Genomic DNA, 14630 nt, shown 5'->3' on the forward strand with positions numbered 1-14630 from the left:
TCAGGCCATTCCGAAGTTGTTGTCAAGGAGTTCGAAGAGTTCGTCGGCGCTTGCGGAGCCGATGTCGTCGGCGTCGGAGGCCCGGTCCTCGGGCGCGGTACGCCGGGCCCACACACGCATCAGGTTCTGCAGGCGCGGCCCGATGTCGTCGGCGCCGGGGGCGCCTGGGTCGGCCGCGGTCAGGGCGGCCTCCAGCGCGTCGAGTTCGGCGAGTGCCGGTGCGAGTGGGTCCGGCACGCCGCACAGCCCTTCGTGGAGATGGTCGGCCAGGGCCAGCGGGGTGGGGTGGTCGAAGACGGTGGTCGCCGCCAGCGGCAGGCCGGTCGCGGCGCGCAGCCGGTTGCGGAACTGCACGGCGAGCATCGAGTCGAAGCCGACCGCGGAGAACGCCTGGTCCGGTGGGACCGACTGGCGGTCGGTGTGGCCCAGGACGGCCGCCGCGTGGTCGGCGACGAGGTCGAGCAGGAGCCGTCGGCGGGCCGGTTCGTCCAACGGCGCGAGCTGTGCGGCGAGTTCACCGGCGCCGGTCTCCTGGTCGCCGGAGGGGGCGTCCGTGGTGGCTTCCGGCAGTTCGGCGAGCAGGCGCAGCGCCCGGTCCGTCGGTACGGCGGCGACGACTCGGTCCCAGCGCACGTCGGCGAGGACGGGATCGGGCTCGGCGCCCTTCAGGGCCCGGCTCAGTGCCCGGGCGACCGTGTCGGCGGGGAGGGGACGCTCGGTCTGCGCCGACCGTGGGTCGAGTCCGCCGACGGCCATGAGGAAGCGCCGCCCGCCCGAGGCCCGCAGCAGTGCGCGCAGGCCGGCGTAGGCGCTGGTGGACGCGGCTTCGCGGGCCGCCCCCCAGATCCCGCCGAGCGGGCACAGGACGGCGACGGCGGTCTCGGGAGCGATCAGTCCGACGAGGTCCGGGACCGGCCCGAGGGCCTGGCGGACGGCCTGCTCCAGGGTCTCGGGGGTGAGGTCGGCGAGGGCCGCCCCGGGTGCCGTGGGGGCGTCGGCCAGGTGGACGACGGCTGTCAGCGGTGCCTCGGCGGGCAGCGCGGACAGCAGCTGGAGCAGGTCGGCGGAGGTCTCTTCGACGGTCAACGAGGCGCCCAGGGCGGCGAGTTCGTCGCGCAGCCCGGACGGTGGCTCGCCGCCGGTGGCGAGGACAACGTGCAGGGCACCGTCGGCGGCGAACCAGCGGGCGATCTCCGCGTCCAGCGCTCCCGTGCCGCCCGTGACCAGGACGGCGCCACCGGCCGGACTCCAGCCGGGAGATGCGGGTGCCGGGGCAGGCGACTCACGGACCAGACGTCGTACGTGGGCGCCGTCGGCGCGTACGGCGAGGTGGTCGTCCTCGATGCCGCCGGCCAGCAGGACCGCGAGCCGTCGCACCTCGTCGGGGCCGGGGTGGGTCGGCAGGTCGGCGATGCCGCCCCAGCGCTGCGGCTGCTCCAGGCCCAGGACCTGACCGAGGCCCCAGAGCCGGGCCTGGCCCGGGTGGGTCAGGGGTTCGTCGGGGTGTACGGCGACGGCACCGCTCGTCACGCACCACAGCGGGGCCGGGACACCCCGGGTGTCGAGTGCCCGCAGGAGTTCCAGGGTGGCGGTGAGGGTCGCCGTACGGCCGGACGCGGGGCGTTCGTCCAGGGCCAGCAGGGACAGCACACCGGTGTCGGCGGGGGTGACGGCCTCGCTCACGGCGCGGTAGGTGTCGCCGGGGGCGGCCGGGTCCGTGACGACGGTCTTCACCCGGGCCCCGCCGAACCGCAACGCTTCCAGGCAGGCACCGGCCTGCGGCGCTTCCGCGTGTCCTTCGGGCACGACCACCAGCCAGTCGCCGGTGGGTGCGGCGGCGGGCGGTTCGGGCAGCGGCTGCCAGCGCAGTCGGTAGCCGAAGGTGTCCAGGGCCCGCTGTTCCTCGCGGGCCCGGCGCCAGCCGGACAGGACGGGCAGCACCTCGCGCAGTGCGGGACCGAAGCCGTCGGGGGCGTCGCCCGGGTCCGCGCCGAGGGCGGCGGCCAGCCGGGCCGGGTCGCCCTCGGCGACAGCCGCCCAGAAGGCGCCGTCCACCGGTCCGTCCGCCTGCGCGGCACGGCCCGGGCTGGGCAGCCAGTAGCGGGTCCGCTGGAAGGCGTACGTGGGCAGGTCGACCCGCTGAGCGCCGGGGGCGCTGTGCAGCAGCAGCCGCGGCCAGGCCACCTCGGCGCCGGCGGTCCATGCCTCGGCGAGCGAGGTGAGCAGCCGGTCGGGGCCGCCGTCGTCGCGCCGGAGGGTGCCGACGGCGGTGGCGGGGCGTCCGGCGCGGTCGGCGGTGCCGTCGACGCCGGCGGTGAGCACGGGGTGTGGGCTGGTCTCGACGAACAGGTCGTGTCCGTCGGCGAGCAGCCGGTCGGTGGCGCGGTCGAAGGCGACAGGTTCGCGGAGGTTGCGGTACCAGTAGTCGGCGGTCAGCCGCGTTCCGTCGATCCGTTCGCCGGTGACGGTGGAGTAAAGCGGCACGTCGCCCGGCCGGGGCCGTACCCCGGCCAGGGCGGTGAGCAGGTCGTCGCGCACCTGTTCCACCTGGGCCGAGTGGGCTGCGTAGTCGACCGGGATGAGCCGGGCGCGCACGCCTTCCGCCTGGCAGGCGGCGACCAGGGAGTCCAGTGCGGCGGGCTCGCCCGCGACCACGAGGGCGTCGGGGCCGTTGACCGCGGCCACGCAGACCCGGTCTCCGAAGGGGGCCAGGAGGGCGCGGGCCCGTTCCTCGCCGACGGCGAGGGAGGCCATGCCACCCGCCCCGGACAGCCGGCGCAGCGCCCGGCTGCGCAGCGCCACGATCATCGCCGCGTCCTCGAGGGTCAGAACGCCGGCCACGCAGGCGGCTGCGATCTCGCCCTGGCTGTGTCCCACCACGGCGTCCGGTCGCACCCCGGCCGCCTGCCACTGCGCGGCGAGCGCGACCATCACGGCGAACAGGGCGGGCTGGACGACGTCGACCCGCTCCAGGTCGGCGGCGCAGCCCAGGACTTCCCTCAGGGACCAGTCGACGTGCGGGGCGAGGGCCCGCTCGCACTCGGCGATCCGCGCGGCGAACTCCGGTGCGCTGTCGAGCAGTTCGACGGCCATCCCGGCCCACTGCGAGCCCTGCCCGGGGAAGACGAACACGGTCCTGCCGGCACCGCGGGCCCGGCCCTGCACGGGGGCGGCCGGTCCGGCGGCCAGCCCGCCGAGGGCAGCCAGCAGCCGGGTACGGTCCGCGCCGATCACCGCGGCGCGGTGGGGCAGCGCGGCACGGGTGGTCGCGAGGGTGTGAGCGACGTCGGCCGGGGCGAGCTCGGGGTGCGCGGTCAGGTGGTCGCGCAGGCGGCGGGCCTGCTCGCGCAGAGCGGCCGGGGTGCGGGCGGACAGCAGCCAGGGCAGCGGGGTGGAGGGGGCTTGTGCCGGCGCGGCGGCCCGCGGCGCGAGCTGGGGAGCGGACGCAGCTTCCGCCGGGGCCGAAGGCCCCCGCTCCGTGTGCGAGGCGTCCGCCTCTGCCGAGGCGTGGGGCGTGTTGCCCGCCGCCTCTGCGACCGCCTGCGCGTCGGCCGCCGCCGAGCCCACAGGGATACGGTCGGCCGCCACCGGCGAGGCAGGACTGCTGCCGCCCGCCCCGGCGACCACGTTCGCATCGGCCCCCACCGCCGAAGCCACAGGCGGACCGTCAGCAGCCTCCACCACCGCGCTCACATCGTCCGCCACGGCCGAGGTGTGGGGCGTGTCGCCCGCCGCCTCTGCGACCGCCAGCGCGTCGGCCGCCGCCGAGCCCACAGGGATACGGTCGCCCGCCACCGGCGAGGCAGGACTGCTGCCGCCCGCCCCGGCGACCGCGTTCGCATCGGCCGCCACCGCCGAAGCCACAGGCGGACCGTCGGCAGCGTCCACGACCGCGTTCGCGTCGGCCGGCATCTCCGAGGCCGCGGGCGTGCTGTCGGCGACCGCGTGCGTGTCGGCCGCCAGCGTCGAGGCCGCAGGCCCACGGTCGTGCGCCGCGCCCGCTACCGCGTGCGCATCGGCTGCCACCGCCGGGACCGCAGGCGTACGGTCGGCCGCCTCCGCCACCGCGTTCGCGGGCTCCGCCGACTCCAGGACCACATGCGCGTTGGTGCCGCTCATGCCGAAGGCGGAGACGCCGGCACGGCGGGGGCGGCCGGTGTCCGGCCAGGGGCGTGCGCGGTCCAGGAGACGGACGGTACCCGTCGACCACTCGACCTGCGGGGTGGGCGTGTCGGCGTGCAGCGTGCGGGGCAGCAGGCCGTGCCGCATGGCCAGGACGGTCTTCATCACTCCGGCGACGCCGGCGGCGGCCTGGGTGTGTCCGATGTTCGACTTCAACGACCCGAGCCACAGCGGTCGTTCACGCCCCTGCCCGTACGTCGCCAGCAGCGCCTGGGCCTCGACGGGATCGCCGAGGGCCGTGCCGGTGCCGTGCGCCTCGACCGCGTCCACGTCCTCGGCGTGCAGGCCCGCGCTGGTCAGTGCCTGGCGGATGACCCGCTGCTGGGCCAGCCCGTTGGGGGCCGTCAGCCCGTTGCTGGCGCCGTCCTGGTTGACGGCGGTGCCGCGTACGACGGCGAGGACCGGGTGGCCGTTGCGGCGCGCCTCGGAGAGCCGCTCGACCAGGATGACGCCCGCTCCCTCGCCCCAGCCGGTGCCGTCGGCGCCGTCCGCGAACGAGCGGCAGCGGCCGTCGGCCGAGAGGCCGCCCTGCTTGCCGAACTCCAGGAAGACGTCCGGGGCGGCCATCACGGCGGCGCCGCCGACGAGTGCGAACGAGCAGTCGCCGGAGCGCAGGGCCTGCCCGGCGAGGTGCAGGGCCACCAGTGAGGAGGAGCAGGCGGTGTCCACCGTGACCGCCGGGCCTTCCAAGCCCAGGGTGTAGGCGATGCGGCCGGACGCCACGCTGGTGACGTTGCCGCTGAGCAGATGGCCCTCCACCTCGTCGACGGCGGCAGCGGGCCCGGTGCCGTAACCCTGGGAGGCGACGCCGACGAACACGCCGCCCCGGCTGCCGCGCACGGAGAGGGGGTCGATGCCGGCGCGTTCCAGCACCTCCCAGGAGACCTCCAGGAGCAGCCGCTGCTGCGGGTCCATCGCCAGCGCCTCACGCGGCGAGATCCCGAAGAAGGCGGCGTCGAAGTCGCCCGCCTCGTCGAGGAAGCCGCCTCCCGAGGTGGGAAAGGCCTCGGCCGCCTCCCAGCCCCGGTCGGCGGGGACGGGGCCGATGGCGTCCACCTCATCGGCCAGGAGCCGCCACAGGTCCTCGGGGGTATGCACGCCGCCCGGGAAGCGGCAGGCCATCGCGACGACCGCGAGGGGGTCTCCCGCGAGGTCCGCTTCCCGCACTTCCACGGGAGGCACGGCATCGGCATCGGCATCGGCATCGGCATCGGCATCGGCATCGGTGCCGGTTCCCGTGAGATCGGCGTGGATGCGGTGCGCGAGGTCCGTCCCGGTGGGGTGGTCGAAGAGGGCGGTGACCGGCAGGTTCAGGCCGGTGGCCCGCACGAGACGGTTGCGCAGTTCGACGGCCGTGATGGAGTCGAACCCGATCTCGCGCAGCGGGCGTTCGGGATCGACGCGGTCGGAGGAGGTGTGGCCCAGGATCCGTGCCGCCTCCTGGCTGACGAGTTCGACGAGCAGCCGCCGGCCCTCCGCCGCGGGCAGGGCGGCCAGTCGCTCCTGCCAGGACTGCGTGTGTTCCTGCGGGCCACTCGCCTGCTCCGGCTCGACCGTCACCGGTTCCAGCAGCGGGCTGGGCCGCGCGGAGGTGAACACCGGGACGAACCGCGCCCAGTCCACGTCGGCCACCACGGCGTGGGTCTCGCCCGCGCCGAGGATCCGGCCCAGCGCGCCGAGCGCGAGGGCGGGCGGCAGTCCGGTCAGGCCGTGGCGGCTCAGCGCACGGCCCGCCTCGCCCGCCGCCATTCCGGTGCCCTGCCAGGGCCCCCAGGCGACGGAGGTCGCGGGCAGGCCCGCGGCCGTACGGCGGGCGGCGAGCGCGTCGAGGTGCGCGCTGGCGGCGGCGTACGCGCCCTGGCCGCCGCTGCCCCAGGTGCCGGCGATGGAGGAGAAGAGCACGAAGGCGTCGAGCGGTGTGTCCGCGAGCAGGTCGTGCAGGTGGTCGGCGCCATCGGCCTTGGGGGCGAGTTCGGCGCGCAGTTGTGCGGGGGTGCAGTGCTCGATGCGGGTGTCGGTGACGGTTCCGGCGGCGTGGAACACCGCGCGCGGTGTGTCGCCGTCCGCGCGGAGCCGGTCGAGGAGCGCGCCGAGGCGGGAGCGGTCGGCGACGTCGCAGGTCTCGATCGTCACCCGGGTTCCCGAGGCCTGGAGTTCCGTGCGGAGTTCGGCCGCTCCCGGGGCCTGCGGGCCGCGCCGCCCGGTCAGCACCAGATGCTCGGCACCCCGCGCGGCCAGCCAGCGGGCCACCTGAGCGCCGATCCCGCCGGTGCCGCCGGTGACGAGTACGGTGCCCTGCGGCGCCCAGGTGGACAGGGCGGCCGGGGCCGAGGGCACGATCCGGCGGCCGAGCGGACCGCTGCGCCGTAGGGCGATCTGGTCCTCGGGGCCCGCCTCGCCGCTCAGGCAGGCGCAGAGTGTGCGCAGGGCGGCGGCGTCGGGACGCTCGGGGAGGTCGACGAGACCGCCCCAGCGGTCGGGGTGTTCCAGCGCGGCGACCCTGCCCAGGCCCCACACCTGTGCCTGCTCGGGGTCGGGTGCCTCGTCCGGGCCGGTGGCCACCGCACCGGACGTGGCGCACCACAGCCGGGCCCGGCTGCCGTGGTCCGCGAGGGCCTGGAGCAGACGCACCGTCAGCGGGAGTCGCCCAGTGAGGGAGAGGACACCTGTGACGCCGTCCGAAAGGTGCTCGGTGAGTTCCGGCCCTGTGATGTCGGGTGCGGTGTGCAGGACGGTCACCCGAGCGCCGTTCTCGCCGAGCGCGCGGCCGCAGGAGGCGACGAGTTCGGCGTCGGCGTCGTCGGGTGCGACCAGCAGCCAGGTGCCGTCGAGGCGGCCCGCGGCGGGGGTGGGCAGCGGCTGCCAGTCGACGCGGTACTGGTGGCGGGCGGCCTCGGTCTCCTCCTCGTGCCGGGAGCGCCAGGCCGTCAGCGCGGGCAGGACCTCGCTCAGGGGCGCGTGCTCGGTGACGCCCAGCGACTCGGCGACGGCCGGGGCGTCGGCCCCGCCGATCAGGTCCCACAGGGGGTCGGTGCCGCCGGGTGGCGTGGCCTGCGGCCAGAACCGTTCGTGCTGGAAGGGGTAGGTGGGGAGGTCGACGTGCGGGGCGGACGGCGCGCTGCCGGCGCCGGCCGGCCAGTCCACGGCCACGCCCCTGACATGGAGCCGGGCCAGGGCGTCCAGGACGGCGGGGCCCTCGGGACGGTCCTTCGGCAGCAGAGGGACCGCCTCGCCGCCCGGAAGGCACTCGGCCAGCAGGGCTGAGAGAGCGCCGCCGGGGCCGGCCTCCACGAAGGTCGTGGCGCCCGCGTCCGCCAGCGCCCGGACACCGTCGAGGAAGCGCACGGTGCCCCGCACGTGCCGCACCCAGAAGTCCGGGGACGCCAGTTCCTCCGCGGTGGCGGGCCTGCCGGTGAGGTTGGAGACGACGGGGATGCGGGGTTCGCCGTACGACAGTCCGGCGGCGACCTCGCGGAAGGCGTCGAGCATGCCGTCCATGCGGGGTGAGTGGAAGGCGTGGCTGACGGGCAGGCGCCGGGTGCGGCGGCCCCGGGCGCGGAAGGTCTCGGCCACGGCGAGGACGGCGTCCTCGTCGCCGCTGAGCACCACGGACCGTGGCCCGTTGACGGCGGCGACCGCGACCGCGCCGTCCAGGTGGGCGGCGACCTCGTCCTCGGCGGCCTCGACGGCCACCATGGCGCCGCCGTCGGGAAGCTGTTCCATCAGTGCGCCGCGTGCGGCGACCAGGGCGCAGGCGTCGGGCAGGTCGAGGACTCCGGCGACGTGGGCGGCGGTCAGTTCGCCGACCGAGTGCCCGAGCAGCAGATCCGGTACGACGCCCCAGTGGCCGAGCAGCCGGAACAGGGCGACTTCCAGGGCGAACAGGGCGGGCTGGGTGTAGCGGGTGCGGTCCAGCAGGCCCGCCTCATGGCTGCCCTCGGCGGCGAAGAGGAGGTCTCGCAGGGGCACATCGAGGTGCGGTGCGAAGTGGGTGAGCACCTCGTCCAGGGCCTCGGCGAACACGGGCTCGTCCCGGTAGAGGCGGGCACCGGTGGCGGGCCGCTGGCTGCCCTGGCCGGGGAAGAGGAACGCGGTGCGGCCGGTGGCCACGGTGCCCGTGAGCAGTGCGGTGGCCGGTCCGCCGGCGGCCAGGGCGTCGAGGGCGGCGCGGGCCGCGGTCCGGTCGGCGGCGGTGACGGCGGCGCGGTGGTCGAGGGCCGAGCGGCCGACGGCCAGGGCGCGGGCCACGTCGGGCAGCGGGAGGTCGGGGTGGGCGTCCAGGTGGGTGGCGAGCCGGGCGGCCTGGGCGCGGAGGGCGGCCGGGGTGCGTGCGGACAGCAGCAGCGGCAGAGGCGGTACGGACTGTGAGCCGGCGGACTGGGGCCGTACAGGACGGGAGTCGACGAGCTGAGGGCTGACGGGCCGGGGCTGCCCGTCGGCCGGGCTGATGGGCGCCTGCTCGACGATCACGTGGGCGTTGGTGCCGCTGATACCGAACGAGGAGACGCCCGCGCGTCGCGGCCGGCCGGTCCGCGGCCAGGGCGTCGCCTCGGTGAGCAGCCTCAGGCCCGCGGTGTCCCAGTCGACGTGGGGGCTCGGTTCCGCGGCGTGCAGGGTCGCGGGCAGGACGCCGTGGCGGAGGGCGAGGGCCATCTTGATGACTCCGGCGACACCCGCGGCGGCCTGGGTGTGACCGATGTTGGACTTCACCGAGCCGAGCCACACCGGCCGGCCGGCGCCCCTGCTCTCGCCGTACACGGTCTGCAGGGCCTGGGCCTCGATGGGGTCGCCGAGCCGGGTGCCGGTGCCGTGTGCCTCCACCGCGTCGATGTCGTCGGGTGCGAGGCGGGCGTCGGCGAGCGCGGCGCGGATCACGCGCTGCTGCGCCGGTCCGTTCGGGGCGGTGAGCCCGTTGCTGGCGCCGTCCTGGTTGACGGCGGTGCCGCGCAGCACGGCGAGGACACGGTGTCCGTGGCGTTCGGCGTCGGACAGCCGCTCCAGGAGGAGCATGGCGACACCCTCGGCCCAGCCGGTGCCGTCGGCGCCCGCGCCGAACGCCTTGCAGCGGCCGTCCGGGGCGAGGCCGCGCTGCCGGCTGAACTCGACGAACAGCTTGGGTGTGGTCATGACGGTGACCCCGCCGGCCAGGGCCTGGGCGCACTCGCCGCGCCGTAGTGCCTGGGCGGCCAGGTGCAGGGTGACCAGCGAGGAGGAGCACGCGGTGTCGACGGTGAGGGCGGGCCCGTCCAGGCCTAGCGCGTAGGACACCCGGCCGGACATCACGCTGGCCGTGTTGCCGGTCAGGGCGTGCCCCTCGGACACGTCGGGGGCGCCGTCCAGGCGCAGCGGGTAGTCCTGGCCGTTGGTGCCGACGTACACGCCGACGGGCCGGCCGCGCAGGGAGGCCGGGTCGATGCCGGCGTGCTCGACGGTCTCCCAGCAGGTCTCCAGCAGGAGCCGCTGCTGGGGGTCCATGGCCAGTGCCTCACGCGGGGAGATGCCGAAGAACTCCGCGTCGAAGCCGCCGACGTCGGTGAGGAATCCTCCGCTGCGGCTGTAGGTGGTGCCGGGCCGGTCGGGGTCGGGGTGGTAGAGCCGGGCGGTGTCCCAGCCTCGGTCGGCCGGCCAGTCGGCGATGACGTCGCGCCCCTCGCGCAGCAACTCCCAGAAGGCTTCCGGGCCGTGGGCGCCGGGGAACCGGCAGCCGATGCCGATGACGGCGATCGGTTCGTCGTGCGCGTCCGTCGTGCCGGTACCGGCGGTGTGGTCGCCGGTGTCCGGCCCTGCGTCGCCGGGGGCCAGTTCGGTGAGCAGGTGGGCGGCCAGGGACTGGGGCGTGGGGTGGTCGAACAGCACGGTCGCCGGCAGGCGCAGTCCGGTCGCGGCGCCGATACGGTTGCGCAGTTCCACCGCGGTGAGCGAGTCGAAGCCGAGCTCGGCGAAGGCCCGGGCGGCCGGGATGTCGGAGCCGGCCCGGTGCCGCAGTACGGCCGCCGCATGGGTGCGGACGAGGTCGGTGACGTACCGGACGCGCTCGGCGGCGGGCAGGGCGGCCAGTTCGCCGCGGACCGGGCGCTCCTGCGCGGCCGGGGCCGACTCAACCGTGCCGGAGGGCAGCGCGCTCAGCAGCGCGGTGCCGGGCAGCGCGACGGCCTGCTGGAAGCGGTCCCAGTCCACGTCGGCGACGACGGCCAGGTCGTCGCCGTCCGCCAGGGCAGCGGAGTAGGCGCGGACGGCATCCTCGGGGTCCATCGCGGCGATGCCGAGGGACTTCAGGCGCTCGGCGGTCTCGGCCTCGACCAGGCCGCCGCCGGCCCAGGCGCCCCAGGCGATGGCCGTCCCCGGCAGCCCGGCCGCCCGGCGCTGTGCGACCAGCGCGTCGAGTGCGGCGTTGGCGGCGGCGTAGTTGCCCTGGCCCGCGCTGCCGAGGACACCCATGAAGGAGGTGAAGACCACGAAGTCGGCGGGCTCCAGCGCGGCGGTGGCCTCGTGCAGTGCGCGGGCGGCGGTGACCTTGACCCGCATCAGCGTGGCGAGCCGGGCGTTGTCGAGGGTGTCGAGGGTGCCGTCGTCGAGGACTCCGGCGGCGTGGATCACGGTCGTGAGGGGCGACTCGGCGGGGACGGTGCCGAGCAGCGCCCGCAGGGCCGTCTCGTCGGCCACGTCGCAGGCGGCGATCGTCACCCGGGCGCCCAGCTCGGTGAGTTCGGCGTGCAGGGCGTCGGCTCCGGGGGCGTCCGGGCCGCGCCTGCTGACCAGCAGCAGGTGGTCGGCGCCGCGTGCGGCCAGGTCACGGGCCACATGGGCGCCGACGCCGCCGGTTCCGCCGGTGACGAGCACGGTGCCGTGCGGGGCCGGGCTGCGCGTGACCTCACGGCGCCCGGTCACGGGCAGGAGCCGCCGCCCGAACACACCGGAGGACCGCACCGCGACCTGGTCCTCGTCCGTCACCTGGGCCAGCACCGCGCAGAGCCGGCCGCCGGCCCGCTCGTCCACCTGGGCGGGCAGGTCCACGAGTCCGCCCCACTGGTCCGGGCGTTCCAGGGCGACGGTCCGTCCGAGCCCGGCGACCGCGGCCTGCGCCCACGCGCCGGGCTGCTCGCCGCCGCCGACGGCGACCAGGCCGCGCGTCGCGCACCACAGGGGCGCCGAGATGCCGCTGTCGCCGAGTGCCTGGACCAGGGCGAGGGTGAGTGCCAGGCCGCCCGGCACGTCGGGGTGGGCCGGGTGCGGGCGCTCCTCGTCGGCGAGCAGCGACAGCACTCCGGCGACCGGGCCGTCGGCCAGGGCGGCGCGCAGTGCCTCGGTGAGGAAGGAGCGGTCGTCGTCCGGGCCGGACGCGGTGATGACGACCGGGTCGGCGCCGGCGGCGGCCAGTGCGTCGACCACGTCCTGCCCGCCGGTGTGTGGGGGACGTACGACGATCCAGCGTTCGGGGAGTGTGGCCGACGCGGCGAGGGAGAGGGGCCGCCACCCGATGCGGTACCGCAGTGCGTCGGCACGCCGCTCGCGCAGCCGTCGCTCCCGCCAGGCGGACAGGGCCGGCAGTACCTCGCCGGCGGCGTCGGGTGCCACGCCGAGGGAGCGGGCGACGGTCCCGGTGTCCTCGCCCTCGATCTCCTGCCACAGCCCGGCGTCGGCCGCATCGGCGGCGGGTCCGGGATCCGCGGCGGTGGGCGGGTTCAGCCAGTAACGGCTGCGCTGGAAGGGATAGGTGGGGACCTCGACCGTGCGGGCTCCGGTGCCGTCGAACAGGGGCTGCCAGTCGACGGGGACGCCGTGGGCGAACGCCTCCGCCAGCGAGCGCACGACGCGCTGCATGCCGCCCTCGCCGCGCCGCAGGGTGCCGAGCGCGACTCCGCCGGTGTCCTGGACGGTCTCCGAGACGCCCATGGTGAGCACCGGGTGCGGGCTGACCTCGACGAAGGCGGTGAACTCCGCGGCGGCCAGGGCACGTACGGCGGGTTCAAAGCCGACGGTCTCGCGCAGGTTGCGGTACCAGTAGTCCGCGTCCATGCCCTCCGTGTCGAGCCATCCGCCGTCGGCGACCGTGGAGTACAGGGGGATACGGCTCTTGGCGGGCCGCAGTCCGGCCAGAGCACCGAGCAGCTCCTCGCGGATCTCCTCGACGTGGTCGGAGTGGGAGGCGTAGTCGACGTCGATACGCCGGGCGCGTACGTTCCTTGCCTCGCAGTCGGCGAGCAGGGCGTCCAAGGTGGCCGGGTCGCCGGAGACGACGGCGGCCGTCGGGGCGTTGAGAGCGGCGAGCGAGAGTCCCGGGCGTTCCACGACGAGTTCGCGCACCTGGTCGGGCGGCAGGGCGAGGGAGACCATGCCGCCGCGTCCGGCGAGCGCACCCAACGCCCGGCTGCGCAGGGCGACGACCCGTGCCCCGTCCTCCAACGACAGCGCACCCGCCACCACGGCGGCCGCGATCTCCCCCTGACTGTGCCCCACCACCGCATCGGGAACGACCCCGTACGACCGCCACACCTCCGCCAACGACACCATCACCGCGAACAGAGCGGGCTGGACCACGTCCACGCCCTCCCAAGCACGCCCCGACCGCACCGCCTCCGTCAGCGACCAGTCCACGAACGGCGCCAACGCCGCCTCGCACTCGGCCATCCGCGCCGCGAACACCGGCGAGGAATCCAGCAGTTCGGCCGCCATTCCCGCCCACTGCGACCCCTGCCCCGGGAACACGAAGGCGACCGAGCCGGTGACAGCCGCCTCGCCCTCGGCCACGTCCGGGCTGGGGGAGCCTGCGGCCAGCGCGGTGACCGCGTCGACGATCGTCTGCCGGTCGGTTCCGCACACGACGGCACGCCGGTCGAAGAGGGGGCGTGTGGTCAGCAGGGAGAAGCCCAGGTCACGCAGGGCGTTGCCGGGCTCCCGGAGGAAGGGGAGGAGGCGGCTCGCCTGGTCGCGCAGCGCTTGCGGCGTGCGGGCGGAGAGCACGAGCGGTACAGGCCGGTCGTCCGGGGCGACGAGTTCGGGGGAATCAGCGGGAGCGGCCTCTTCGACAGAGGCATCTTCGAGAGGGGCCTCTTCGAGGATGACGTGGGCGTTGGTGCCGCTGATCCCGAACGAGGACACACCCGCCCGGCGCGGACGCTCCCCCTCGGCCGGCCACTCCCGCGCCTCGGTCAGCAACTCCACACGCCCCGCCGACCAGTCCACATGCGGCGTCGGCTCCTCCACATGCAACGTCCGCGGCAACACCCGCCGGCGCATCGCCTCGACCATCTTGATCACACCAGCCACACCCGCAGCCGCCTGCGTATGCCCGATGTTCGACTTCAACGACCCCAACCACAAAGGCCGTTCACGCCCCTGCCCGTACGTCGCCAGCAACGCCCCCGCCTCGATCGGATCACCCAACCGCGTCCCGGTCCCGTGCGCCTCCACCACATCCACCCCGGACGCCGCAACCCCCGCAGCCGCCAACGCCTCCCGGATCACCCGCTCCTGCGCCCGACCACTCGGCGCCGTCAACCCGTTCGACGCCCCGTCCTGATTCACCGCCGACCCACGCACCACCGCCAACACCCGATGCCCAAGCCGCCGCGCATCCGACAACCGCTCCAGCACCAGCACACCCACACCCTCGGACCAACCCGTACCGTCCGCCGACGCCGAAAACGACCGGCACCGCCCATCCGCCGACAACCCCCGCTGCCGCGAAAACTCCACAAACGTCCCCGGCGACGACATCACCGTCACCCCACCCGCCACCGCCAGCCCACACTCCCCCGCCCGCAACGACTGCACCGCCAAATGCAACGCCACCAACGACGACGAACACGCCGTATCCACCGTCACCGCCGGACCCTCAAGCCCCAGCACATAACTCACCCGCCCCGACAACACACTCGCCGCACCACCCGTCAGGCGCTGGCCGTCGACGCCTTCCACGGGGAGGTGCAGGGCGCGTCCGTAGTCGTGGTACATGACTCCGGCGAAAACGCCGGTGCGGCTGCCCCGCAAGGACAGCGGATCGATGCCGGACCGCTCCACCGCCTCCCACACCGACTCCAGCAACACCCGCTGCTGCGGATCCATCGCCAACGCCTCACGCGGCGAAATACCGAAGAAGTCCGCATCGAACTCCCCCGCGTCATGCAAGAACCCCCCAAAACGCGTGTACGACGTCCCCGGACGGTCAGGATCCGCATCGAACAACGCCTGAAGATCCCACCCCCGATCCACCGGAAACCCCGACACCCCCTCCCCACCCGAAGCCACCAACTCCCACAACCCCTCCGGCGACACCACCCCACCCGGCAACCGGCACGCCATCCCCACCACCGCAACCCCCTCACCGGCGCGGGCCTGGAGGCTGTGGTTCTCCCGGCGCAGGCGGGCGGTCTCCTTCAGGGCGTCGCGCAGGGCCGCGACGACTTCCTGGTTGGCTGGTGCGTGGGTCATGACTTCCCTCTCCCGGT

The 14630-nt window shown here is 75.4% G+C and carries 1 protein-coding gene; it reads right to left on the reverse strand.

Translation table 11 applies throughout. The features are described 5' to 3' along the window. Positions 1 to 14613: a type I polyketide synthase gene (locus ACFY1U_RS31220; protein ID WP_390697472.1), complete on the reverse strand. Its 14613-nt coding sequence runs from the start codon at positions 14611 to 14613 to the stop codon at positions 1 to 3. Between the last annotated feature and the right edge of the window lie 17 nt (positions 14614 to 14630).

The sequence above is a fragment of the Streptomyces sp. NPDC001351 genome, assembly GCF_042896045.1.
Classification (GTDB): domain Bacteria; phylum Actinomycetota; class Actinomycetes; order Streptomycetales; family Streptomycetaceae; genus Streptomyces.